At 58.2% G+C, this 23,779-nt stretch carries 20 protein-coding genes; 11 read left to right on the top strand and 9 right to left on the bottom strand.

Annotated features, from left to right (window positions below; translation table 11 throughout):
* Positions 1 to 207: 207 nt before the first annotated feature.
* The 3 genes from argH to argC all read right to left on the bottom strand — a co-directional run bounded on the left by argH (position 208) and on the right by argC (position 3,439).
* Positions 208 to 1,581 carry an argininosuccinate lyase gene (argH, locus tag EDF75_RS25630; RefSeq protein WP_133601323.1) on the bottom strand — a complete coding sequence of 458 codons (1,374 nt, stop codon included), beginning with the start codon at positions 1,579 to 1,581 and terminating at the stop codon, positions 208 to 210.
* Between the two features lie 70 nt (positions 1,582 to 1,651).
* A complete protein-coding gene (gene argB / locus EDF75_RS25625; RefSeq protein WP_133601322.1) occupies positions 1,652 to 2,428 on the bottom strand; it encodes an acetylglutamate kinase in 777 nt (258 codons plus the stop codon).
* Positions 2,429 to 2,434: 6 nt separating this feature from the next.
* Positions 2,435 to 3,439, bottom strand: a complete 1,005-nt coding sequence (gene argC / locus EDF75_RS25620; RefSeq protein WP_133601321.1) for an N-acetyl-gamma-glutamyl-phosphate reductase — start codon at positions 3,437 to 3,439, stop codon at positions 2,435 to 2,437.
* 179 nt (positions 3,440 to 3,618) lie between these two features.
* Here argC and argE point away from each other — a divergent pair, with 179 nt between their 5' ends.
* Positions 3,619 to 4,770: an acetylornithine deacetylase gene (gene argE, locus EDF75_RS25615; RefSeq protein WP_133601320.1), complete on the top strand. Its 1,152-nt coding sequence runs from the start codon at positions 3,619 to 3,621 to the stop codon at positions 4,768 to 4,770.
* 255 nt (positions 4,771 to 5,025) lie between these two features.
* Positions 5,026 to 7,677, top strand: coding sequence for a phosphoenolpyruvate carboxylase (ppc, locus tag EDF75_RS25610; RefSeq protein WP_045853650.1), 2,652 nt, complete (start codon positions 5,026 to 5,028; stop codon positions 7,675 to 7,677).
* A gap of 62 nt (positions 7,678 to 7,739) precedes the next feature.
* Here ppc and zinT read toward each other — a convergent pair whose 3' ends face one another.
* Positions 7,740 to 8,390: a metal-binding protein ZinT gene (gene zinT, locus EDF75_RS25605; RefSeq protein ID WP_133601319.1), complete on the bottom strand. Its 651-nt coding sequence runs from the start codon at positions 8,388 to 8,390 to the stop codon at positions 7,740 to 7,742.
* 151 nt (positions 8,391 to 8,541) lie between these two features.
* On the opposite strand from zinT, the gene EDF75_RS25600 reads away from it, so the two are divergent.
* The 3 genes from EDF75_RS25600 to gldA all read left to right on the top strand — a co-directional run bounded on the left by EDF75_RS25600 (position 8,542) and on the right by gldA (position 11,428).
* A complete protein-coding gene (locus tag EDF75_RS25600) occupies positions 8,542 to 9,405 on the top strand; it encodes a helix-turn-helix transcriptional regulator (RefSeq protein WP_133601318.1) in 864 nt (287 codons plus the stop codon).
* A gap of 202 nt (positions 9,406 to 9,607) precedes the next feature.
* Entirely contained in the window at positions 9,608 to 10,270 is a 663-nt protein-coding gene (gene fsa / locus EDF75_RS25595) for a fructose-6-phosphate aldolase (protein ID WP_041143446.1), read from the top strand.
* A gap of 54 nt (positions 10,271 to 10,324) precedes the next feature.
* Positions 10,325 to 11,428 (top strand): bifunctional L-1,2-propanediol dehydrogenase/glycerol dehydrogenase, encoded by a 1,104-nt coding sequence (gldA, locus tag EDF75_RS25590; protein ID WP_133601317.1) that lies wholly within the window; start codon positions 10,325 to 10,327, stop codon positions 11,426 to 11,428.
* Between the two features lie 31 nt (positions 11,429 to 11,459).
* On the opposite strand, the gene metF is transcribed toward gldA, so the two are convergent.
* Together metF and EDF75_RS25580 are read right to left on the bottom strand one after the other, a co-directional pair.
* Positions 11,460 to 12,350 carry a methylenetetrahydrofolate reductase gene (gene metF, locus EDF75_RS25585; protein WP_041143444.1) on the bottom strand — a complete coding sequence of 297 codons (891 nt, stop codon included), beginning with the start codon at positions 12,348 to 12,350 and terminating at the stop codon, positions 11,460 to 11,462.
* 188 nt (positions 12,351 to 12,538) lie between these two features.
* Complete coding sequence (locus EDF75_RS25580; protein ID WP_133601316.1) at positions 12,539 to 13,444, bottom strand: LysR family transcriptional regulator; 906 nt, start codon at positions 13,442 to 13,444, stop codon at positions 12,539 to 12,541.
* Between the two features lie 88 nt (positions 13,445 to 13,532).
* On the opposite strand from EDF75_RS25580, the gene EDF75_RS25575 reads away from it, so the two are divergent.
* The gene (locus EDF75_RS25575; RefSeq protein ID WP_095105390.1) at positions 13,533 to 13,940 is read left to right on the top strand and encodes a carboxymuconolactone decarboxylase family protein; all 408 of its coding nucleotides are present in this window, start codon (positions 13,533 to 13,535) and stop codon (positions 13,938 to 13,940) included.
* Positions 13,941 to 13,948: 8 nt separating this feature from the next.
* On the opposite strand, the gene EDF75_RS25570 is transcribed toward EDF75_RS25575, so the two are convergent.
* Both EDF75_RS25570 and metB read right to left on the bottom strand, forming a co-directional pair.
* Entirely contained in the window at positions 13,949 to 16,381 is a 2,433-nt protein-coding gene (locus tag EDF75_RS25570; protein ID WP_133601315.1) for a bifunctional aspartate kinase/homoserine dehydrogenase II, read from the bottom strand.
* A 2-nt stretch (positions 16,382 to 16,383) separates the two neighbouring features.
* On the bottom strand, positions 16,384 to 17,544 hold the full coding sequence (gene metB / locus EDF75_RS25565; RefSeq protein ID WP_041143440.1) for a cystathionine gamma-synthase: 1,161 nt from the start codon (positions 17,542 to 17,544) through the stop codon (positions 16,384 to 16,386).
* Between the two features lie 268 nt (positions 17,545 to 17,812).
* Here metB and metJ point away from each other — a divergent pair, with 268 nt between their 5' ends.
* Entirely contained in the window at positions 17,813 to 18,130 is a 318-nt protein-coding gene (metJ, locus tag EDF75_RS25560; protein ID WP_004869405.1) for a met regulon transcriptional regulator MetJ, read from the top strand.
* A gap of 114 nt (positions 18,131 to 18,244) precedes the next feature.
* Here metJ and rpmE read toward each other — a convergent pair whose 3' ends face one another.
* Positions 18,245 to 18,460: a 50S ribosomal protein L31 gene (rpmE, locus tag EDF75_RS25555; protein WP_045853658.1), complete on the bottom strand. Its 216-nt coding sequence runs from the start codon at positions 18,458 to 18,460 to the stop codon at positions 18,245 to 18,247.
* Between the two features lie 246 nt (positions 18,461 to 18,706).
* On the opposite strand from rpmE, the gene priA reads away from it, so the two are divergent.
* The 4 genes from priA (at position 18,707) to hslV (ending at position 23,773) form a co-directional block, all read left to right on the top strand.
* Complete coding sequence (gene priA / locus EDF75_RS25550) at positions 18,707 to 20,902, top strand: primosomal protein N' (RefSeq protein WP_133601314.1); 2,196 nt, start codon at positions 18,707 to 18,709, stop codon at positions 20,900 to 20,902.
* Positions 20,903 to 21,053: 151 nt separating this feature from the next.
* On the top strand, positions 21,054 to 22,082 hold the full coding sequence (gene cytR / locus EDF75_RS25545; RefSeq protein ID WP_041143437.1) for a DNA-binding transcriptional regulator CytR: 1,029 nt from the start codon (positions 21,054 to 21,056) through the stop codon (positions 22,080 to 22,082).
* A gap of 91 nt (positions 22,083 to 22,173) precedes the next feature.
* Positions 22,174 to 23,151, top strand: coding sequence for a cell division protein FtsN (gene ftsN / locus EDF75_RS25540; RefSeq protein ID WP_133601313.1), 978 nt, complete (start codon positions 22,174 to 22,176; stop codon positions 23,149 to 23,151).
* A 91-nt stretch (positions 23,152 to 23,242) separates the two neighbouring features.
* Entirely contained in the window at positions 23,243 to 23,773 is a 531-nt protein-coding gene (hslV, locus tag EDF75_RS25535) for an ATP-dependent protease subunit HslV (protein ID WP_041143435.1), read from the top strand.
* Positions 23,774 to 23,779: the final 6 nt, after the last annotated feature.

Raw genomic sequence — 23,779 nt, 5'->3', positions numbered from 1 at the left:
TTCTGTTCAATAATAAACCCAGAAACGAGGCAGGTATCAGAAAATCACCGTATAGCCTCAGCGCTTTCCCTAACCGAACAACTAAAGCCAACGTGAACTTTTGCGGACCTCGTGTCCGCTTTTTTTTTGCATAAAAAAGCCCGAGCATCGCTCGAGCTTCTCATTTTCGTTGCCTGAGACAACGCTCAGGGCCAGCAGGCTACCGGTTTACGCCAGGCGCTGCTGCGCATCGGCGATCGCCTGCGCAACCTGCTTCGGCGAAATGCCGCCTTTGGCCGCGCGCTTATCCAGGCAGGACTGCAGCGACAGAATCGGGTAGACATCATCGGTAATCACGCTGCTAAATTTCTGCAGGTCGGCCAGCGCCAGCGCTTCCAGCGGCTTACCTTGCGCAATCGCCTCGACAACCGCTTCGCCGACAATATGGTGCGCTTCACGGAAAGGTACGCCTTTCGCCACCAGGTAATCCGCCAGCTCGGTCGCATTGGCGTAACCCTGCTGCGCCGCTTCTTCGCAACGCGGACGCTTCACCTGAATGCCGTCCAGCACCAGCGCGGACATATGCAGGCAGTCAAGCCAGGTGTCGAGCGCGTCAAACAGCCCTTCTTTATCTTCCTGCATATCTTTGTTGTAGGCCAACGGCAGGCCTTTCAGCGTCATCATCATACCGGTCAGCGCGCCCTGAACGCGGCCGCACTTGCCGCGGATCAGCTCCAGCGCGTCCGGGTTTTTCTTCTGCGGCATCAGGGATGAGCCGGAGGTCACGCGATCGGAGAGCTCAATAAAGCCCGCTTCGCCGGTATTAAAGAAAATCAGGTCTTCAGCAAAACGCGACAGGTGCACCATCCCAATCGAGGCGCCGGAAAGCAGCTCCAGCACGTGGTCACGGTCGGAGACGCTATCGAGGCTATTGCGGGTCGCCGAGGCGAAGCCCAGCCAGCCGGCCAGCTGTTCACGATCGATTTCATAGGCGGTCCCCGCCAGCGCGCCGCTGCCCAGCGGACTGACGTCGAGGCGCTTCAGGGAGTCCTGCAGGCGGCTTTCGTCGCGCGCCAGCATTTCCACATAGGCCAGACACCAGTGGGCGAACGTAACCGGCTGCGCGCGCTGCAGGTGGGTGTAGCCCGGCATCACGGCATCCTGATTATTCTGCGCCGTTTCCACTAACGCGCCCTGCAGCTGACGATTCGCAGAGAGCAGCTCGGCGATAGTATCCTTGCACCACAGCTTGAGGTCAGTCGCCACCTGATCGTTGCGGCTACGGCCGGTATGCAGCTTTTTACCCAGCTGGCCGACTTTGTCGATCAGCTTGCCTTCTACCCAGCTGTGAATATCTTCAGCATCGCTTTCAAGGATTTGCTGCGGGTTAGCCCGCACCTCTTCCAGCAGGATACCCAGCGCCTCTTCCAGCTCCAGCTGCTCGCTCGCGCTCAGCACGCCAACCGTCACCAGCGCTTTGGACCAGGCAACAGAGCCAATGATATCCTGCTCCGCCAGGCGATAGTCGAAGCGCAAAGAGTCGTTGAACTGTTTGAACCGCTGATCTGCTGCCTGAGTAAAACGCCCGCCCCAAAGTGCCATAATGTGCTTCCTTCAAATTTGTTTATTTCTGCCGGGAAGCCCTGCGCTTCCCGTCTGCAAATGTTGTCAATCAGGCCAGAATACGCGTGCCGATCGGCGTGCCGTTAAACAGCGCCGGCAGCTGCTCCGCGTGGCGCCAGGAGGCAATATCTACCGGGCGACCCAGCGCGCGTGCTGCATCCAGCGCGGCGTTCACTTTTACGATCATGCCGTCGGTAATAATACCCTGTTCAATCAGCTGCTCCGCCTTCTCCGCGGTCATCTCCGCGATGCGCTGACCTTTGCCATCCAGGATACCGCTGACGTCGGAAAGCAGGATCAGATCGGCGCCGAGCGTGGCCGCCAGCGCGGTCGCGGCCTGATCGGCGTTGACGTTCATCAGCTGCCCTTCATCGGTTACGCCGATAGAGCTCACCACCGGCAGGTAGCCGCCCGCCAGCAGGGTATTAATCAGCGCCGGCGAGCCCGGCTGGGCCAGGCCAACGTGCCCCAGATCTTCGGCAAGCTGGGTTACCTTAACGCTATCGCCATCGCCGAGGAACAGGCCAACGCTGCCAATGCCATGCTTTTTCGCCCATGCCAGCAGCGTTTTATTGGCGGTACCCGCCAGCGCGCCGGTAATAATGTCGATTTGATCCGCCGGCGTTACCCGCAGCCCATTTTTCTTGCTTACCGGCAGGTTAAGCTGCTTCATCAGCTCATCGACCACGCAGCCGCCGCCGTGCACGATAATCAGCGGACGCTGATGCGTTTCACGGTAGTTCACCAGCGCGGTAAACAGGCGCTCCAGCGCTTCTTCGCTATCCAGCAACACGCCGCCGAGTTTGATAATTAATGGGTTCATCATCACACCTTAAATAAGAGACTGCGTCTCAGCGAAGCCGAAACGAATATTCGCGCACTGTACTGCCTGCGCCGCTGCGCCTTTAAGCAGGTTATCTTCCGCCGCGACCACGATGATATGCTCATCCTGGACCGCAAAACCGATATCACAGAATGGCAGACCCACGACGTTTTTCAATGCCGGCAGCGCGTTATTGTATAAACGTACCAGCGGTTTATCGGCGTACGCCTGCTGGAAAACGGCGGCCACCTGCTCTTTGCTCACCCCGGGCTTCAGGCGACAGGTGATGGTTTCCAGAATGCCGCGCTTAAAGTTGCCCAGATGCGGGGTAAAAATAACCTCAGCACCAAGGTGAGTAGAGATTTCCGGGTGGTGACGATGGTTGAAGACGCCGTACGGCTGCAGGCTCACTTCACAGAAGCTGTTGCCGATCGCCGCCTTACGGCCCGCTCCGCTCACGCCGCTGGTCGCGTTGATCACCGGCCACTGAGTAAGATCCAGCAGTCCGGCATCGATCAGCGGTTTTAACGACAGCTGGGCCGCGGTCGGGTAGCAGCCAGGAACGGCGACTAAACTGGCCTCTTTCAGCCGCTCGACGCCCCACTCGGCCAGGCCATATACCGCCTGCTCAAGCAGCGCCGGATGCTGATGGGTAAAGCCGTAATATTTCTCGTAGAAGGCGCCGTCGTTCACGCGGAACGCGCCGGAGAGATCGAACACCACGCAGCCGGCGGCAAGAAACTGCGGCGCCAGGTCGTGGCTCACTTCATGGGCGGTCGCGAGGAAGACGATATCCACCCCATCGCTAAATTCGCTGATATCTGACATTGGCTGCAGCGGCAGATCGACAATGCCTTTCAGCTGCGGATGTAAATCGGAAATTAATTTCCCTGCATCATTACTTTGCGAGGAGACCGTCAAAGCGGTTATGGTCATATGAGGATGGCGATTTACATAGGTCACTAGCTCTGCGCCGGCATAGCCGCTGGCACCCACTATCAGCGTATTCAACATTGGGGCTCTTCACCTTCTTACATCTGTTTGCCTGGGAAGACCGTTATCTTCCTCACCCTGTTGAGCCGTAAGAGTATTTCCTTACATTCGATGGGTTTTCTTACGCTCAACGATAATGTATTTTTATTCACAAATACTGCATGAATATTGATACTATCATGACCCGAGGTGTGTCAACAATGAAAAACAATTTACCGCCGTTCATCGAGATTTACCGCGCATTGATCGCCACACCTTCCATCAGCGCAACCGAAGAGTCGCTGGATCAGAGCAATGAGACTTTAATCAATTTGCTGGCAGGCTGGTTTCGCGAAATTGGCTTCAATGTCGAAGTTCAGCCGGTGCCGGAGACGCGCAATAAATTTAATATGCTGGCCAGCACCGGCCAGGGCGCCGGCGGTCTGCTGCTTGCCGGGCATACCGATACCGTGCCGTTCGATGATGGCCGCTGGACCCGCGATCCGTTCGCCCTCACCGAGCATGACAACAAGCTTTACGGTCTCGGCACCGCCGACATGAAGGGCTTCTTCGCCTTTATTCTTGACGCCCTGCGCGATGTTGATGTCAGTAAACTCAAAAAACCGCTCTATATTCTGGCTACCGCCGATGAAGAGACCAGCATGGCCGGGGCCCGCTACTTTGCCGAAACCACCCGCCTGCGCCCGGACTGCGCGATTATCGGCGAACCAACGTCCCTGCAGCCGGTGCGAGCGCACAAGGGCCATATCTCCACCGCCGTGCGCGTTCAGGGCCAGTCCGGCCACTCCAGCGATCCGGCGCGCGGGGTTAACGCCATTGAACTCATGCACGACGCCATTGGCCGCATCATGCAGCTGCGCGATGTGCTGAAAGAGCGCTATCACTTTGCCGCCTTCACCGTACCGTACCCGACGCTCAACCTCGGCTCGATTCACGGCGGCGACGCATCTAACCGCATCTGCGCCTGCTGCGAGCTGCATATGGATATTCGTCCGCTGCCGGGTATGACGCTCAACGATCTCAACGGGCTGCTGGATGAAGCGCTGGCACCGGTCAGCGAACGCTGGCCGGGTCGTTTAACCGTGAGCGAGCTCCACCCGCCGATCCCCGGCTATGAGTGCCCGCCGGATCATCAGCTCGTGCAGGTGGTGGAAAAACTGCTCGGCGCACAAACTGAAGTCGTCAACTACTGTACCGAAGCGCCGTTTATCCAGACCATCTGTCCGACGCTGGTTCTCGGTCCTGGCTCAATTAACCAGGCCCACCAGCCGGATGAATATCTGGAAACCCGGTTTATTAAGCCGACCCGCGAGCTGATAACCCAGGTCGTGCATCATTTCTGCTGGCACTAAAATCGCGCTTTTCCCGCCCCGTATCCAGGGGCGGGACAGTGACAATTGTCACATTCCCATAAGCAACGCTTATCAAGCGACCTCTGAGTTAAATTTCGCAAATTGCCGCCATTTATTCGTTTGCTGAAGCGATTTCGCAACAATTGACGTGGGGGTTTTTACGTGGCTTTATAAAAGACGGCTGCTTATCCGCGACTCATCGTTGCCGAGTCGTGGATATAACAAAATAAAATGAGATGGGGTGTCTGGGGTAACATGAACGAACAATATTCCGCTTTGCGTAGTAATGTCAGTATGCTCGGTAAAGTGCTGGGCGATACCATCAAGGATGCACTGGGAGAGAACATTCTTGATCGTGTCGAAACTATCCGTAAATTGTCCAAGTCTTCGCGTGCGGGCAATGAAGCCAATCGCCAGGAACTGCTCACCACGCTGCAAAACTTGTCCAACGACGAGCTGCTGCCGGTAGCGCGCGCCTTCAGCCAGTTTCTGAACCTGGCCAATACCGCTGAGCAGTACCACAGCATTTCGCCAAACGGCGAAGCGGCCAGCAATCCGGAAGTGATTGCTCGTACCCTGAGAAAGCTCAAAGGCCAATCCCATCTCAACGAAGACACCATTAAAAAAGCGGTGGAGTCCCTGTCGCTGGAGCTGGTATTAACCGCCCACCCGACCGAAATCACCCGCCGCACGCTGATCCACAAAATGGTGGAAGTGAATAACTGCCTGAAGCAGCTCGATAACAAAGAGATCGCTGACTACGAGCACCACCAGCTGATGCGCCGCCTGCGCCAGCTGATCGCCCAGTCATGGCATACCGATGAAATCCGTAAATATCGCCCGACGCCGGTTGACGAAGCGAAGTGGGGCTTTGCGGTCGTCGAAAACAGCCTGTGGGAAGGCGTGCCGAACTACCTGCGCGAGCTGAACGAGCAGCTGGAAGAGAACCTCGGCTATCAGCTGCCGGTTGATTTCGTACCGGTGCGCTTCACCTCCTGGATGGGCGGTGACCGCGACGGTAACCCAAACGTGACCTCCGATATCACCCGTCACGTGCTGCTGCTCAGCCGCTGGAAAGCCACCGATCTGTTCCTCAAAGATATCCAGCTGCTGATTTCCGAGCTGTCGATGGTCGAGTGTACCGACGAGCTGCGCGAAATGGCCGGCGCCGAAGGGGCACAGGAGCCGTACCGCTATCTGATGAAAAAGCTGCGCACCCAGCTGATGGATACGCAGTCGTGGCTGGAAGCGCGCCTGAAAGGGCAGAAGCTGCCGAAACCTGCGGGCCTGATTACCCAGAACGAACAGCTGTGGGAGCCGCTTTACGCCTGCTATAAATCCCTGCAGGCCTGCGGCATGGGCATTATCGCCAACGGCGAGCTGCTTGATACCCTGCGCCGCGTGAAGTCGTTCGGCGTGCCGCTGGTACGCATCGATATTCGTCAGGAGAGCACCCGCCATACCGAAGCGCTGGGCGAAATGACCCGCTATCTCGGCATCGGCGATTATGAAAGCTGGTCAGAGGCCGACAAGCAGGCATTCCTGATCCGCGAGCTGAACTCCAAGCGTCCGCTGCTGCCGCGTCAGTGGGAACCAAGCAATGAAACCCGCGAAGTTCTCGATACCTGCAAAGTGATCGCCGAAGCGCCGCACGGATCCATTGCCGCTTACGTGATCTCCATGGCGAAGACGCCGTCTGACGTGCTGGCCGTACACCTGCTGCTCAAAGAGGCCGGTATTGGCTTCGCGCTGCCGGTTGCTCCGCTGTTTGAAACCCTGGACGACCTGAATAACGCCAACGACGTGATGACCCAGCTGCTGAATATCGACTGGTACCGCGGCTTTATTCAGGGCAAACAGATGGTCATGATCGGCTACTCTGACTCGGCGAAAGATGCGGGCGTCATGGCCGCTTCCTGGGCGCAGTACCAGGCTCAGGACGCGCTGATCAAAACCTGCGAAAAAGCCGGGATTGAGCTGACGCTGTTCCACGGTCGCGGCGGCTCCATCGGCCGCGGCGGCGCCCCGGCGCACGCGGCGCTGCTTTCCCAGCCTCCAGGCAGCCTGAAAGGCGGCCTGCGCGTCACCGAGCAGGGCGAGATGATCCGCTTCAAGTTCGGCCTGCCGGAAGTCACCATCAGCAGCCTGTCGCTGTATACCAGCGCGATTCTGGAAGCGAACCTGCTGCCGCCGCCGGAACCCAAACCGGAGTGGCGCGATATCATGGCCGAGCTGTCCGACATTTCTTGTGAAATGTACCGCGGCTACGTGCGTGAAAATAAAGACTTCGTACCCTACTTCCGCTCCGCCACCCCGGAGCAGGAGCTGGGCAAACTGCCGCTCGGCTCACGCCCGGCGAAACGCCGCGCTACCGGCGGGGTAGAGTCTCTGCGCGCGATCCCATGGATCTTCGCCTGGACGCAGAACCGCCTGATGCTGCCGGCCTGGCTCGGCGCCGGCGCCGCGCTGCAGAAAGTGGTGGAAGATGGCAAACAGAGCGAGCTGGAAACCATGTGTCGCGACTGGCCGTTCTTCTCAACCCGCCTTGGGATGCTAGAGATGGTGTTCTCGAAGGCCGACCTGTGGCTGGCGGAATATTACGATCAGCGCCTGGTGAAACCCGAGCTGTGGGGCCTCGGCAGCGAGCTGCGCGAGCTGCTGTCTTCAGGTATTAACGTGGTGCTCGATATCGCCAACGATTCTCATCTGATGGCCGACCTGCCGTGGATTGCCGAGTCTATCCAGCTGCGTAATATCTATACCGACCCGCTGAACGTCCTGCAGGCAGAGCTGCTGCACCGTTCGCGTCTGGCGGAAGAGCAGGGCCAGGATCCGGACCCGCGCGTTGAGCAGGCGCTGATGGTCACCATCGCCGGCGTGGCTGCGGGTATGCGTAACACCGGCTAACCTCCGCCCTTCGTCAGCATAAATCCCCGGATAGCGGCCCAGGCACTATCCGGGGATTTTTATTAATGGTGCAGCATCTCGTCGACAATCTGCTCTTTATGCAGCGCATAAGGGTAGTACGTCGGCCAGTTATCCATCTCTTTCAGCAGGGACTCCTGCGAATCATTGCCCATAAAGATATGGAAGTGCTGGGATTTTCTCGGGCCAATCGTGTGATCGCTAAACTGGACGAATTTCGGTGCTTTCGAGTCTGCCTGCTGGCACTCAAATAAATAGCGCACGCCCTTCTTGCCGGAAGCGTATTGCAGGATTTTATAGCCGGAATAGGCGTACCGACAGGCGTTAACCTCTTTCCCAACGTGGAACTCCATCACGTTGTCTTCAATCCCAATTTGGTCAACGTCGGTGGCATACCCCTTCTTATAATATTCCCGATACTCGGCGACGCTTTTCCCCCCCGCTTTTTTGGCCTTCTGCTCCAGCACCGGATCCAGGTCCCCATTAAGCAGATACGGATTCACCGATTGCCAGATTCCATCCCAGTCGCTTAACGGGCGATCCTTGACGTCTTTATCGGCGAAAATGCCTTCGCTCGCCTTAACTTCCGCCTCCGTCAATGCGGGGCCGTGGCTGTGGTGGCCGTGGGCAAAAGCCTGGCTACCGGCCAGCAGCATGCCGACGCCGAGCGCAAATACGGGTATCTTTCTGGTCATTACTCTCTCCTGAGTTAACTTTTGCAATCGATGGTTACGATATAACATAACATTTATATTGTGCAACATCTGATGCGCGGAGATCCGCCTGACTTTTGCCCTTCCCGCGGTGTCGGGTATGATAAAAACGTGGGCTTTTTAAGGAGCAGGAATGGACGGCCATCTCAGTCAACACATTGACGCTTTAATTAAAGGCCCGACGGCAATCAGGCAGGTTCGCTTTACCACTGAGCATCGCCCGGCCTCCGGGTTGGCGCTGCAGGTCGATTTTCCGCGCCTCGACGTTATCCTCGAAGGCCAGCGTGGCGATCCCGGCATCAAGGCCGAGCCGGCGCTGCTTTGCCGCTATGATGTGCTGTATATTCCCGCAGGCGGCTGGGATCTTGCGCAGTGGCAGGCGCCCTGCACCGCGTTGAGCATTCAGTTTGGTAAGCAGCAGCTGGAGTTCACCCTTCAGCGCTGGGACGGTGAGACGCTGCATATTGAAGAGAGAGTGCAGGCGCCGCGCCGCGGCCCTCGCGTGGGCTCCTTTCTGCTGCAGGCGCTCAATGAAATGCAGATGCAGCCGCAGGAGCAGCAAACCGCGCGCTACATCGCGATCGGCCTGCTCAGCCACTGCGCCGATCTCCTCGGCAGCCAGGTGCAAACCGCTTCCCGCAGCCAGGCGCTGTTTGAAGCCATCCGAAAATATATCGATGCCCGCTTCGCCGAACCCTTAACCCGCGAGTCGGTCGCCGAGGCGTTCTATCTCTCCCCCAACTATCTCTCTCATCTGTTTCAGAAATGCGGACCGATGGGCTTTAACGAATACCTGAACCACGTGCGTCTCGAGCAGGCCCGAATGCTGCTAAAAGGCCACGATATGAAGGTTAAGGATGTCGCCCACGCCTGCGGCTTTGCCGACAGTAACTACTTCTGCCGCCTGTTTCGTAAAAATACCGAACGCTCGCCGTCAGAATATCGTCGCCAGTATCATAGCCAGCTGACGGAAAAGCATCCGCCGACGGAAAACTAGATTTTTGTAAGTTCTTTATAGCAACCACGCCCCCGATTCTCTCCCGATATGCCAGGCAGCGGCGAATAAACGTGATCTAAATCACTGTTACCCGCAATGCGTACATTTATCCAGTTTTTGGCAAATTTGTCATCTGGCGACCCGCCGGGCGGAGGCCGTATTCTTATCTCAACGTCACTGAATTGAGAATTGAGGAAAGGCTATGGAACTCTATCTGGACACCGCGAACGTAGCAGAAGTTGAACGCCTGGCGCGCATCTACCCGCTGGCCGGGGTAACCACCAATCCGAGCATCATCGCCGCGGGAAAAACGCCGGTTTGGGACGTGCTGCCCCGCCTGCAAAAAGCCGTTGGCCCGGATGGGATCCTCTTTGCTCAGACCATGAGCCGTGACGCGCAGGGCATGGTTGAAGAGGCAAAACGCCTGAGTAACGCCATACCCGGCATTGTGGTAAAAATCCCGGTTACCGCCGAAGGCCTCGCCGCAATAAAGCTGCTGAAAAAAGAGGGCATCACCACGCTCGGTACCGCGGTCTACAGCGCCTCTCAGGGTCTGCTGGCGGCGCTGGCCGGGGCAAAATACGTCGCGCCTTACGTCAACCGCGTTGACGCCCAGGGCGGCGACGGCATCCGCATGGTACAGGAGCTGCAAACCCTGCTGGAGCTGCACGCGCCGGGCAGCAAAGTGCTGGCGGCCAGCTTTAAAACTCCGCGTCAGGCGCTCGACTGCCTGCTGGCCGGATGTGAAGCTATCACCCTTCCTTTAGACGTAGCGCAACAAATGCTCGGCACGCCCGCGGTAGAGTCAGCAATAGAGAAGTTTGAGCAAGACTGGAATAGCGCTTTTGGAAATCTGAACCTGTAACCCGATCGGCGAACCGCCCGCGGGCGGTATCGCGATCATCCAGGAGGAATAGAAATGGATCGCATTATTCAATCGCCAGGCAAATACATTCAGGGTGCAAATGCTATCACCCGCCTCGGCGGCTATCTCAAACCGCTGGCCGAGCGCTGGCTTATCGTTGGCGACAAGTTTGTGCTGGGCTTTGCCGAAGAAAAGCTGCGTCAAAGCCTGACCGAAGCCGGCCTTGTCGCCGAAATCGCCCCGTTCGGTGGCGAATGCTCACATAATGAAATCAATCGCTTGCGTGATATAGCAGGCTCAGCCCGCTGCAATGCCGTGCTGGGTATCGGCGGCGGAAAAACGCTGGATACCGCAAAAGCATTAGCACATTTTATGAATCTACCGGTGGTAATTGCCCCCACCATCGCCTCCACCGATGCCCCCTGCAGCGCGCTCTCGGTTATCTATACCGACGAGGGCGAGTTCGACAGCTATCTGATGCTGCCGCGCAACCCAAACATGGTTATTGTTGATACCCAGATTGTTGCCGGCGCTCCGCCACGCCTGCTGGCGGCCGGTATCGGCGACGCGCTGGCCACCTGGTTTGAAGCCCGCGCCTGTTCGCGCAGCGGCGCTACCACCATGGCCGGCGGCAAGTGCACCCAGGCGGCGCTGGCGCTGGCTGAACTGTGCTACCACACGCTGATTGAAGAGGGTGAAAAAGCGATGCTGGCGGCGGAGCAGCATGTTGTCACGCCGGCGCTGGAAAAAGTGATCGAGGCCAACACCTACCTCAGCGGCGTCGGCTTTGAAAGCGGCGGCCTGGCAGCCGCACATGCGATCCACAACGGCCTGACCGCCCTGCCGGACGCCCATCATTACTATCACGGTGAAAAAGTCGCCTTCGGCACGCTGACGCAGCTGGTGCTGGAAAACGCGCCGCTAGAAGAGATTGAAACCGCCGCCGCGCTGTGTCACAGCGTGGGCCTGCCGCTCACCCTGGCCCAGCTGGATATCAAAGAGGATATTCCGCGTAAAATGCGCATCGTCGCGGAAGCCGCCTGCGTCGAGGGAGAAACTATTCATAACATGCCTGGCGGGGCCACGGCGGATCAGGTCTACGCCGCGCTGCTGGTCGCCGACCAGTACGGTCAACGTTTCCTGGAGGAGTGGGAATAAATAAAAATGGCCCTCGAAGAGGGCCATTTTTTTACACCGCCGGCCGCACGCCCAGGGTGTGGCAAATTGCGTAGCTCATCTCCGCGCGGTTTAAGGTGTAAAAGTGGAAATCCTTCACCCCTTCGCGGCTTAAAATTTTGACCATGTCCATGGCGATATTCGCCCCCACCAGCTGGCGAGTTTCCGCATCATTATCCAGACCTTCAAACATTTTCGACATCCACGTTGGAATACGCACGTTGGTCATATCGGCAAATTTCTTCGCCTGCTTGAAGTTGGATACCGGCAGGATGCCCGGGATAATTTCGACATCAATCCCCGCGGAGACGCAGCGATCGCGAAAGCGCAGGTAGCTTTCAACATCAAAGAAGAACTGGGTGATCGCCCGGTTCGCACCGGCCTCAACCTTACGCTTCAGGTTCAGCAGATCCGCCTGGGCGCTTTTCGCTTCCGGGTGCACTTCCGGGTAGGCCGCCACGGAGATATCAAAATCGCCCACTTCTTTCAGCAGCGTCACCAGGTCCGCGGCATACATATCCGGCTTACCGCTGCCCGGCGGCAGGTCGCCGCGCAGGGCGACGATATGGCGGATCCCGTTGTTCCAGTAATCCTGGGCAATCGTGCGCAGCTCGTCGCGGCTGGCGTCGATACAGGTCAGGTGCGGCGCCGCCTCAAGGCCGGTACGTTCTTTGATACCTTTGATGATGCTGTGGGTACGGTCGCGTTCACCGGAATTAGCGCCATAGGTCACTGAAACAAATTTTGGCTTCAGGCTGCTTAAGCGATCGATGGATTTCCACAGGGTTTGCTCCATTTCACTGGTCCGCGGCGGAAAGAATTCAAAAGACACATTAATCTGGCCCTGCACTTCTGCCAGGCTCTGATTCAGGGCTTCCCGCTGATTGGCGTGAAAAAAGCTCATACCTTACCTCATCAATCGCATTTTATTGTTTGTCGTGTCGCGAACTTCTATACGTTTAGACGTCCAGATGTAAAAATGACGGAAAAGAGCCCGGGCGTCAACAGAAAAATCAGCGTAAAGAGTGAGGAATATTCAGGGAAGATGAAATTGGTTCATTTCATTTCGGCTAAACGCCGTAGGATTTAGCGCTAAGCTAATGATTCTTCAAGCACAGGGATCAGCCACGCGCGCAAAGCGTCATTCTGCGGCAGCGTTACCACGCCCAACGCCAGCGGAAAATGCAGGCTGGCCTCATCCAGCGGATGAAATACCACCCCCTGACGCTGGATAGCGGCAAAGGATGCCGGCAGCAAAATCATCCCCTCTCCGCGCGCGATGCGGGCCAGCAGAACGTCATGTTCTACGGGCTCTTCCACGTAGGCAGGCGCATACCCCGCACGTTCAAACATCCGTCGGGTGTAGTCAAAAAATGCCGGATTGCGCTCGCGTTTAAACCAAAACAGCGGCCGATGGTTAAAGTCCCTTAGGGCCAGTCCGGCGACGCTGGATTCCGGCCATGACGCCGGCAGCGCGGCAATCAGCGGCTCCTGATAGGGCAAGGGGGACAGAACCAGCCCGCTGGCATCAAGGGGGAGCGCCACCAGCGCCGCGTCCAGCCGGCCCTTGCGCACCTGCTGCGCCAGGGCCGGCGAGCCGTGACGGCTCATCTGCAAAGGGCGACCACTCTCCCTTAACGCGGCTTCGGCAGCGGTAAACACGCCCTGCTCAAAGGCGGTCGTCAGCCCGATCCGCAGCGGCGGCTGCCCGCTATCAGACAGCTGGCCCAGGGCGGTTAAGGTTTGCTCCTGTAGCGCCAACAGAGGGCGAATGATATCCAGCACCCGCTGCCCCTCCTCCGTGAGGATCAGGCCTCGGGTATGGCGCACGAATAGCGCGGTTCCCAGCAGCTCTTCCAGGTGACGGATATGACGGCTAAGCGGCGGCTGCGAGATAAATAAGCGCTGCGCCGCCCGGCTAATATTGTTCTCCTCCGCTACCACGGCAAAATAGCGCAGCAGACGAAGATCCAGAGAATAGAGGCGTGAATTTGTCATACCGAAAAGGTATCACGAAAAGGGTATTACTCAAGTCCGGCAAACTTTCTTAATCTCCTCATCACACCCCACATTATGAGGAAAGATCGTGACTTCAGAACGTTTTACTACCGGTATGGAAATGCTGCAGCGCGTTGACGGTAAGGGCGGCGAAGCCGTCGTTAACAGCCTGAGCGACATCGCCCCTGATTTTGCCCGCTTTCTGGTTGAGTTCCCTTTTGGCGATATTTACGCCAGACCCGGGCTCGATTTGCGCAGTCGTGAAATCGCCACCATTGCCGCGCTGACCGCTTTAGGCAATGCGGCCCCGCAGCTAAAGGTGCACATCGCAGCCGGCCTGCACGTCGGCCTGACGCAGGAAGAGATCGTTGAAGCGATCATGCAGATGGCGGTCTATGCCGGATTCCCGGCCGCCCTGAACGGGCTGTTTGCCGCCAAAGAGGTGTTCGCCAGGCCTGGCGGAAAGAGAGACCGGACGGGCGCCCGGCCTCTCTGATACGGAGACTACAGCAGCTGCGCCAGGCGATTAATATCCGATTGAATCGCACCGGCGGTAACATCGCGCCCCGCGCCCGGGCCGCGGATCACCAGCGGATTATCACGATACCAGCGGCTGTCGATAGCGAAGACGTTATCGCACGGCAGCAGCGCCGCCAGCGGATGCTCCTGGCGCACGGCTTCAACGCCAACGCGCGCCTTGCCGTTGGCGTCGAAACGCGCGACATAGCGCAGGACCAGGCCCATTTCACGGGCGGCCTCAAGGCGCTGCAGCATCTGCTCGTTCAGCTCTTCGCCATTCTCAAAGAAGTGATCGACGGAGCCTTCTTCGCAGTGCGCCGGCACCAGCGATTCCACGCGCACCTGGTCAGGCTCGATATCATAGCCCGCCTCACGGGCGAGGATCACCAGCTTGCGCATCACGTCTTTACCCGAAAGGTCAACGCGAGGATCCGGTTCAGTCAGCCCCTGCTGCCATGCCTGATCGACCAGGTCAGTAAACGGCACCGTCCCGTCAAACTGCAGGAACAGCCAGGAGAGCGTCCCGGAGAAAATACCGCTCAGAGCCAGAATGGTATCGCCGCTGTCGATCAGATCGCGCACCGTGTGGTTTACCGGCAGCCCGGCGCCAACAGTGGCGTTGTAGAGCCAATGACGCCCCGTTTTCTCAAACGCGTCGTGGATCTGGCGGTACTTATCGCTGCTGCTGGCCCCGGCCAGCTTATTGGCGCTGATCACGTGGAAGCCGTGGCTGGCAAAATCAAGATACTGATCGGCCAGCTGCGCGCTGGCGGTCACGTCCAGCACCACTAAATCATCATACGGGTGGGCACGCATCCACAGGAACAGCGATTCTTCATCCTGCTCAACGGCCTCATCATGGAAGAAGGCCAGCGCGCGGCTGGCGTCCAGCCCTTCGTAATTCAGCAGGCTGCGGCGGCTATCCACCACCCCGGCGAGAACAAACTCAAAGCCGGTGCGGGCGGAAAGCGTGGTTTGCTCGCGGGCAAACAGCTCCAGCCAGCGGGAACCGATGTTGCCTTTACCAAACAGCACCAGACCAATACGCTTTTCCGCGCGGAACAGCGACTGGTGCAGGCCCTGAATCAGGCTCTCGGTTGGGCCCGCGCGCAGCACGGCAACCAGGCTAATCCCCTCTTCAGATTGCCAGGTAAACTCAACCGGCTGCCCTTTCAGCTGCTGCCAGAAGCGGTGGCAGTGCAGGGGATTGCGGGTGACGCCCGCGCCAACCATCGCCACCAGCGCCAGCTTCTGGCGCAAACGCAGCTCGCCAGGCAAACCTGCTTCGTCGAGCAGCCGCAGCGCGCTGTCCGCCACTTCGGCGGTATAGCAGAACTGCAGCAGCTTGCGGTCGGCATGCACGCCAACGGCCAGCGGGCGCAGCTGGGCGCGTTTAAAGATAAGATCCAGCTCCTTGTGCGCCAGCTTGAAATCCTGGCCCGCGGGCACCTGGAACTCAATCAGGCACACGTCGTCATGGCTGGTGACAATTCGCGCCCCGGTCCCGGAGGCCAGAACGCGTTCAATACGCGTAGAACCCTGCTCAGGGGTGTAGCTACAGCGCAGCTGCAGGTCGATATCGCTGCCGGAGACCGGCTGGAGCGTACGCGCGTGCAGCACCGGCGCCGCCAGGCGAGCCAGCTCGCTGGCTTCATCCAGGCGCAGCAGCGGCAGCAGACAGGCATCCTTCACTTTACGCGGGTCAGCGCTATAGACGCCAGCGACGTCGCTCCAGATAGTGACGCGGGATGCGCCGGCAAGGGCACCAATTTGGGTCGCGGAATAGTCGGAGCCGTTACGTCCCAGCAGCACGGTTTCTCCGGCGTTGTTACGCGAGATAAAGCCGGTTACCACCAGACGCTTGTTCGGATGCTGCGCCATGAGCTGCTGCAGCAGCGGGTAGGATAAACCTTCATCCACCTGCGGCTGTGCCGAACGCTCGGCGCGCAGGAAGCTACGCGCATCAAGCCACGCGGCTTCCAGTCCCAGCTGGTTGAGGACCGCAGCCATCAGGCGCGCGGACCAGACTTCGCCGTGGCCAACCACCTCAGCGTATACCGCATCGGTGACGCCGCTATCCAGCAGACCCGCCAGTCGTTCAAGGTCGTGAATAAAGGTCGTGATGAGCGTGTCGGCAGCGTCTGCCGACAGCAGGCCGGAGATCAGCTCCATCTGATAACGACGCAGCGACTGCTGTACCTGATGCGCAGAGAGGCGATCGGTCTGGCTGAGCTTCAGCCAGCTAATCAGCTGGTTGGTGGTGCTGCCGGCAGCGGAGACAACCATCATGTCGCCTGCCTGCGAGTATTCCGTCATGATCCCCGCGACGCGCAGGTAACATTTCGCATCCGCTAAACTACTCCCACCAAATTTGTGCAGCTGACGACCCTTCGCCCCTGCCTGCGCAATCACACTCATGTTTATTCCTCGTTTGCTGCCCGGAAGCCATTTTCCAGGTCGGCAATTAAATCTTCACCATCTTCAATACCGGTCGAAATACGCAGAAGCGTTTCTGAGATCCCCGCCGCCGCGCGCGCTTCAGGCGCCATACCTGCGTGGGTCATCGTCGCAGCGTGAGAAATCAGACTTTCTACGCCTCCCAGCGACTCCGCCAGCGTAAATAGCGATAATCCGCTCAGGAAACGACGCAGCGTCTGCTCATCGCCATCCAGCTCGAAGCTTAGCATCGCACCAAAACCTTTTTGCTGACGCGCAGCAATCTCATGCCCCTGATTTTCCGGCAGAGATGGATGATACAGTTTTTTCACCAGCGGCTGGGTTTTCAGATAGTCGACGATCGCCTGCGCGTTGCGCTGGGCCACCTCCATACGCGGGGAAAGCGTACGCAGACCGCGCAGCAGCAGGTAGCTATCGAAGGCCCCGCCGGTGACGCCAATATTATTCGCCCACCATGCCAGTTCGGTGACAGTCTGCGGATCTTTGGCAATCACCACGCCGGCGACAACGTCTGAGTGGCCGTTCAGGTATTTGGTGCATGAATGCAACACCAGATCGGCTCCCAGCGCCAGCGGATTTTGCAGTGCCGGGCTCAGGAAGGTGTTATCCACCACGCTCACCGCACCCGCTTCACGCGCCAGCGTGCAGATTTTCGCAATATCCACCACTCTCAGCAATGGATTACTTGGGCTTTCAACCAATACCAGCTTCGGTTTTTCCGCCAGCGCGGCGCTCAGCGCCTGCTCATCGTTTTGATCGACAAACAGCACGCGGTAGCAGCCGCGTTTCGCCAGGCTATCAAACAGACGATAGCTGCCGCCGTAGCAGTCGTGCGGCGCCACCAGCAGGTCGCCCGGCTTCAGGTAAACGGTGGTCACCAGCAGAATAGCCGACATGCCGGTGTTGGTCAGAACCGCGCCCGCGCCGCCTTCCAGCTCCGCCAGAGCGCGCTGTACCACGTCACGCGTTGGGTTACCGCGACGGGAGTAGTCATGGGCACGAGGTTCGTTAAAGCCGGTGAAGTTATAGGTGCTGGAAAGGTGGATCGGCGGGACAACGCAACCGTACTGTTCGTCGTCATTTAAACCGCTACGCACTGCGATGGTGGCCTGTTTACGCGTCATGTTGGGCAGTTCCTGGGCTGAATCGGTGAAATGTCAGACTCCAGAGTAATCATTGTCACAATAGACGTCAATACATCTGGACATCTAAACTTCTTTGCGTATAGATTGAGCAAACAGGAAATAGCCGTTAAAATTATATGCATTAGCGCACATCCGTATCGGCTTATCTCATGTCAGAAAGACGACTCATGCGGTAAACTACGCGCGATTATGGCCCGGACTCAAGATTCAGGCCCTTAACTAATGACTAGAGGATTAAAGGTATCTCATGGCTGAATGGAGCGGCGAATATATCAGCCCATACGCTGAGCACGGTAAGAAGAGTGAGCAAGTAAAAAAAATTACGGTTTCCATTCCTCTGAAGGTGTTAAAGATCCTCACAGATGAACGCACGCGTCGTCAGGTCAACAACCTGCGTCACGCCACCAACAGCGAGCTGCTGTGTGAAGCGTTCCTGCATGCATTTACCGGTCAACCGTTGCCTAACGATGAAGACCTGCGTAAAGAACGCAGTGATGAAATTCCGGAAGCGGCGAAACAGATTATGCGTGAGATGGGCATCGACCCGGATACGTGGGAATACTAAGCCAATAAAAAAGGACAGAAGAAAACTTCTGCCCTTTTTTATTTCTCCGCGTTTGACGGCGAGAGAAACAAAAAAGCCGCCCTGAGGCGGCTTCTTCTTCTGGCTTCCGGCAACTTACTTGCTGGTGCCCGGTACGCTGAAGCGCTTGTTGAAGCGGTCAACGCGGCCACCGGTAGCAACATCACGCTGCTTGCCAGTGTAGAACGGGTGGCATTTACCGCACACGTCGAGGTTCAGGTCGTGACCAACGGTAGAGCGGATTTTCATGACGTTACCGCAAGAACAGTTAGCAGTAACTTCTTCGTATTTCGGGTGAATATCTTTTTTCATGGGAGAACCTCAGTTAAGGCCGCGTCGCTCTTCCAGCCCTAACGCCAGACACCACGCGATGTTAATAATTTCCCGTAGACTTTCCGCCGTGCGGAACTCATGGGTAATAGTATAGGCTTTGATGCTGCACGAAGCACACCAAAGGCGGCGAATCATACAGAATTTGACCGACGGATGCAAACTGATCCGCGAGCCCTTATCACAATGTGTATACTAACCGGCCAGATTTCAAGTCAGGAAGATGACATGCCCGTCGCCCACGTAGCCCTGCCCGTTCCGCTGCCCCGTACCTTTGACTATTTGCTCCCTGAGGGCATCACGGTCAAAGCGGGCTGTCGCGTGCGCGTGCCGTTCGGTAAACAGGAGCGCATCGGCATTGTCACCGCGATTAGCGAACGCAGCGAGCTGCCGCTGGACGGGCTCAAGCCGGTCGCCGAAGCGCTGGACGCCGAGCCGGTATTTTCTTCCTCTATCTGGCGGCTGCTGCTGTGGGCAGCCGACTATTATCATCACCCGATTGGCGACGTGCTATTTCACGCCCTCCCCATCGCCCTGCGCCAGGGAAAGCCGGCCAGCGCGGCGCCGCAGTGGTACTGGTTCGCAACCGAGCAGGGCCACGCGGTAGACATCAACGGCCTCAAGCGTTCACCGAAGCAGCAGCAGGCCCTGGCCGCGCTGCGTCAGGGAAAAATATGGCGTCATCAGGTGGCGGAGCTGGAGTTCAGCGATGCGGCGCTGCAGGCGCTGCGCGGGAAAGGGCTCTGCGAGCTGGCAAACGAAGCGCCGGCCATCACCGACTGGCGGACGAGCTTCACCGTCCCCGGAGAGCGGCTGCGCCTGAATACCGAGCAGGCCACCGCCGTCGGGGCAATCCACAGCGCCGCTGACCGCTTTTCCACCTGGCTGCTGGCGGGGATCACCGGCTCGGGGAAAACCGAAGTTTATCTGAGCGTGCTGGAAAACGTGCTGGCTCAGGGTCGCCAGGCGCTGGTAATGGTGCCGGAAATCGGCCTGACGCCGCAAACCATCGCCCGCTTTCGCGAGCGCTTTAACGCTCCCGTTGAGGTCCTGCACTCCGGACTTAACGATAGCGAACGCCTCTCGGCGTGGCTGAAAGCCAAAAACGGCGAGGCGGCGATAGTTATCGGCACCCGCTCGTCGCTATTTACCCCGTTTAAAGACCTCGGGGTGATCGTGATTGATGAAGAGCACGACAGCTCCTATAAGCAGCAGGAAGGCTGGCGCTATCACGCCCGCGACCTGGCGGTGTGGCGCGCCCATAGCGAGCAAATCCCGATTATTCTCGGCTCGGCAACCCCGGCGCTGGAGACGTTACACAACGTTCGCCAGGGCAAATATCGCCAGCTGAAGCTGACCCGGCGCGCGGGTAACGCCCGCCCGGCCCAGCAGCACGTGCTGGATTTAAAAGGCCAGCAGCTGCAGGCAGGGCTCTCCCCCGCGCTTATTGCCCGGATGCGCCAGCACCTGCAGGCCGATAATCAGGTCATCCTGTTTTTAAACCGTCGCGGCTTCGCCCCGGCTCTGCTGTGCCATGACTGCGGCTGGATTGCCGAATGCCCGCGCTGCGACAGCTATTACACCCTGCACCAGGCGCAGCATCATCTGCGCTGCCACCACTGCGACAGCCAGCGGCCTATACCGCGTCAGTGCCCTTCCTGCGGCTCGACGCATCTGGTGCCGGTAGGGCTCGGCACGGAGCAGCTGGAGCAGGCGCTGGCGCCGCTGTTTCCCGAAGTGCCAATATCCCGCGTTGACCGGGATACGACCAGCCGCAAAGGGGCGCTTGAGCAGCATCTCTCCGATATTCATCGCGGCGGGGCGCGTATTCTGATTGGCACTCAGATGCTGGCAAAAGGTCACCACTTTCCGGATGTCACCCTGGTCTCTCTGCTCGACGTCGACGGGGCGCTGTTTTCCGCCGATTTCCGCTCGGCGGAGCGCTTCGCCCAGCTCTACACCCAGGTATCCGGCCGCGCGGGCCGCGCCGGGAAACAGGGCGAGGTTATCCTCCAGACCCACCATCCTGAGCATCCGCTGCTGCAAACGCTGTTATATAAAGGCTATGACGCCTTCGCTGATCAGGCGCTCGCCGAACGTCAGGCGATGCAGCTGCCGCCGTGGACCAGCCACGTGCTGATTCGCGCGGAAGACCATAACAACCAGCAGGCCCCGCTGTTCCTGCAGCAGCTGCGTAACCTGCTGCAGGCCAGCCCGCTGGCCGACGAGAAGCTGTGGGTGCTTGGCCCGGTTCCGGCGCTGGCGCCAAAGCGCGGAGGCCGCTGGCGCTGGCAGATCCTGCTGCAGCACCCGTCGCGCACTCGACTGCAGCACATCGTCAGCGGTACGCTGGCCCTGATCAATACGCTGCCGGAAGCGCGCAAGGTGAAGTGGATGCTGGACGTCGATCCTATTGAAGGTTAAGCCTTCTCTTGCGAGGCGGATCGAAAAAATTCAATGCTCATCACGTTTTTCATGAAAATTCTGTAACTCTCTGCAGCGACTATCTGCTAAAAATGTTGTTGATGTCAGATCACAAGGGATGTGTCTGCGCCAGTCAGCGAGGAGAAAACAGGTGAAGCCCAAAAAACAGGTGGTTGCCGCCACGATGAAAGACGTCGCCCTGAAGGCTAACGTTTCAACGGCAACCGTATCCCGAGCGTTAATGAATCCCGATAAGGTTTCACAAACTACCCGTAATCGGGTGGAGCAGGCGGCGCTGGAAGTCGGCTATTTGCCGCAGTCGCTCGGGCGAAATATGAAACGCAACGAATCGCGCACGATTCTGGTGATTGTGCCGGATATTTGCGATCCCTTTTTCAGTGAAATCATCCGCGGTATCGAAATCACCGCGGCGGAACAGGGTTACCTGGTGCTGATCGGTGACTGCGCCCATCAAAACCGTCAGGAAAAAACCTTTATCGACCTGATTATTACCAAGCAGATCGACGGCATGCTGCTGCTCGGCTCCCGCCTGCCGTTCGATGCCGGCGTAGAGGAGCAGCGCAATCTGCCGCCGATGGTGATGGCAAACGAATTTGCGCCAGAGCTCGAGCTGCCCACGGTGCATATCGACAACCTCACCGCCGCGTTCAACGCCGTCAACTACCTGCACGAGCTGGGGCACAAGCGTATAGGCTGTATCGCCGGCCCGGAAGAGATGCCGCTGTGCCACTACCGTCTGCAGGGCTACGTCCAGGCGCTGCGCCGCAGCGGGATAACCGTCGAGCCGCAGTATATTGCCCGCGGTAATTTTACCTATGAAGCCGGCTCTAACGCCCTTGAGCAGCTTTTATCGCTGCCCGTGCCGCCAACGGCCGTATTCTGCCATAGCGATATTATGGCGCTGGGGGCTCTGTCGCTGGCAAAACGCCGCGGCCTGAAAATTCCTGACGATTTGTCTATTATTGGTTTCGATAACATCTCTTTGTCTGAATTTTGCGATCCGCCATTGACGACCGTTGCGCAACCGCGCTTTGATATCGGCCGCGAAGCGATGCTGCTATTGCTGGACCAGCTGCACGGTCACAGCGTCAGCAGCGGCTCGCGACTGCTTGACTGCGAGCTGATCGTTCGTGGCAGTACGCGAAAAATCAGAGCATAACCATCAGGCTTTCGGGCCTGCTCTTCTGGTCAAAGGCCCGCCGCTTAAGTAACATGGCGGGCTGACGAATGAATAAGACAGCGAAACGATAGTGGCACAACGAGATTATGTACGCCGCAGCCAACCGGCTTCTTCGCGGCGCAAAAAGAGCAACACCCGAAGCTCAAGGAACAAGCAAAGCGGCCTTTCTGCTGTTTCACCTACTATGGTGGCAATCGCGGCGGCCGTGCTGGTGGCCTTTATCGGTGGACTGTACTTCATCACGCACCACAAAAAAGAAGAAGCTGAAGCGCTGCAAAACCGCCAGGCGGCAGGTAACGGCCTACCGCCGAAACCGGAAGAGCGCTGGCGCTATATAAAAGAGCTGGAAAGCCGTCAGCCTGGCGTACGTGCGCCAACCGAACCGACGGCCGGCGGCGAAGTGATGAAGCCTGAACAGCTGACCAACGAACAGCGCCAGCTGCTGGCACAGATGCAGGCCGATATGCGCCAGCAGCCGACTCAGCTGACCGAGGTGCCGTGGAACGAACAGACCCCGGCGCAGCGTCAGCAGACGCTGCAGCGTCAGCGCCTGGCTCAGCAGCAGGTACAGCAGCAGCAGTGGGCGCAAACCCAGCAGCAGGCGCCGGTGCAGCAGCCGCGCGTACAACAGCGGGTTGCAGAACAGCCTGTACAGCAGCCGAAGCCGGTACAGCAGCCGAAACAAACGGCGGCAGCGCCGCAGCCGTATCAGGATCTGCTGCAGACGCCAGCGCATACCGCAGCGGCACCTAAAACGCAGGCGGCCGCGCCGGTTGCGCGAGTTGAAGAGGCGCCAAAAGCCGCAGCCGAGAAGAAAGACGATCGCAGCTGGATGATCCAGTGCGGCTCCTTTAAAGGGGCTGAACAGGCGGAAACCGTCCGTGCTCAGCTGGCCTTTGAAGGCTTTGCCTCGCACATCACCACCAACAACGGCTGGAATCGCGTGGTCATTGGGCCGCTGAAAGGCAAGGAAAATGCCAACGACATGATCGGTCGCCTGAAAATGGCCGGGCATGCAAACTGCATTCGTCTCGCCGCCAGGGGTTGAAACCCTCAAAATCCCCCCCATCTATAATTGCATTCCGCCCCGCGTAAAGCGCGGGGCCCCTATTCCGCTTTTGTAACCAAGGGGTCTGCTCGTGACAACAATAGTTAGTGTTCGCCGTAACGGCCATGTGGTTATTGCCGGCGATGGCCAGGCCACGCTGGGCAACACCGTAATGAAAGGCAACGTGAAAAAAGTCCGCCGTCTCTACAATGACAAAGTGATTGCGGGTTTCGCCGGCGGCACCGCAGACGCCTTTACGCTGTTTGAACTGTTTGAACGTAAACTGGAAATGCACCAGGGCCATCTGGTCAAAGCCGCCGTTGAGCTGGCGAAGGACTGGCGTACCGATCGCATGCTGCGCAAGCTGGAAGCGCTGCTGGCGGTTGCGGATGAGAACTCGTCCCTGATCATCACCGGTAACGGTGACGTGGTGCAGCCAGAAAATGATTTAATTGCTATCGGCTCCGGTGGTCCCTACGCCCAGGCCGCTGCTCGCGCTCTGCTGGAAAATACCGATTTGGGCGCTCGCGACATCGCAGAGAAGGCGTTGAATATTGCAGGCGATATCTGCATTTATACCAACCATTTCCACACCATCGAAGAATTAGCCTCTAAAGCGTAAGGATCT

Origin of the sequence: Klebsiella sp. BIGb0149, from assembly GCF_004362605.1 — a bacterium.
GTDB classification, from domain to species: Bacteria; Pseudomonadota; Gammaproteobacteria; order Enterobacterales; family Enterobacteriaceae; genus Klebsiella; species Klebsiella terrigena.
Note: the sequence above shows the minus strand (reverse complement) of the source record. Positions and strands in the feature narration are given on the sequence as shown.

Bases quoted from the DNA above. Each gene is read 5' to 3' on its own strand.
- zinT (WP_133601319.1), bottom strand. From the start codon at position 8,390: ATGACCAGAAAGATACCCGTATTTGCGCTCGGCGTCGGCATGCTGCTG.
- EDF75_RS25600 (WP_133601318.1), top strand. From the start codon at position 8,542: ATGGACGGCCATCTCAGTCAACACATTGACGCTTTAATTAAAGGCCCG.
- metJ (WP_004869405.1), top strand. From the start codon at position 17,813: ATGGCTGAATGGAGCGGCGAATATATCAGCCCATACGCTGAGCACGGT.
- metB (WP_041143440.1), bottom strand. From the start codon at position 17,544: ATGACGCGTAAACAGGCCACCATCGCAGTGCGTAGCGGTTTAAATGAC.
- argC (WP_133601321.1), bottom strand. From the start codon at position 3,439: ATGTTGAATACGCTGATAGTGGGTGCCAGCGGCTATGCCGGCGCAGAG.
- priA (WP_133601314.1), top strand. From the start codon at position 18,707: ATGCCCGTCGCCCACGTAGCCCTGCCCGTTCCGCTGCCCCGTACCTTT.
- EDF75_RS25580 (WP_133601316.1), bottom strand. From the start codon at position 13,444: ATGACAAATTCACGCCTCTATTCTCTGGATCTTCGTCTGCTGCGCTAT.
- metF (WP_041143444.1), bottom strand. From the start codon at position 12,350: ATGAGCTTTTTTCACGCCAATCAGCGGGAAGCCCTGAATCAGAGCCTG.
- EDF75_RS25570 (WP_133601315.1), bottom strand. From the start codon at position 16,381: ATGAGTGTGATTGCGCAGGCAGGGGCGAAGGGTCGTCAGCTGCACAAA.
- argE (WP_133601320.1), top strand. From the start codon at position 3,619: ATGAAAAACAATTTACCGCCGTTCATCGAGATTTACCGCGCATTGATC.
- fsa (WP_041143446.1), top strand. From the start codon at position 9,608: ATGGAACTCTATCTGGACACCGCGAACGTAGCAGAAGTTGAACGCCTG.
- rpmE (WP_045853658.1), bottom strand. From the start codon at position 18,460: ATGAAAAAAGATATTCACCCGAAATACGAAGAAGTTACTGCTAACTGT.
- gldA (WP_133601317.1), top strand. From the start codon at position 10,325: ATGGATCGCATTATTCAATCGCCAGGCAAATACATTCAGGGTGCAAAT.
- argH (WP_133601323.1), bottom strand. From the start codon at position 1,581: ATGGCACTTTGGGGCGGGCGTTTTACTCAGGCAGCAGATCAGCGGTTC.
- ppc (WP_045853650.1), top strand. From the start codon at position 5,026: ATGAACGAACAATATTCCGCTTTGCGTAGTAATGTCAGTATGCTCGGT.
- argB (WP_133601322.1), bottom strand. From the start codon at position 2,428: ATGATGAACCCATTAATTATCAAACTCGGCGGCGTGTTGCTGGATAGC.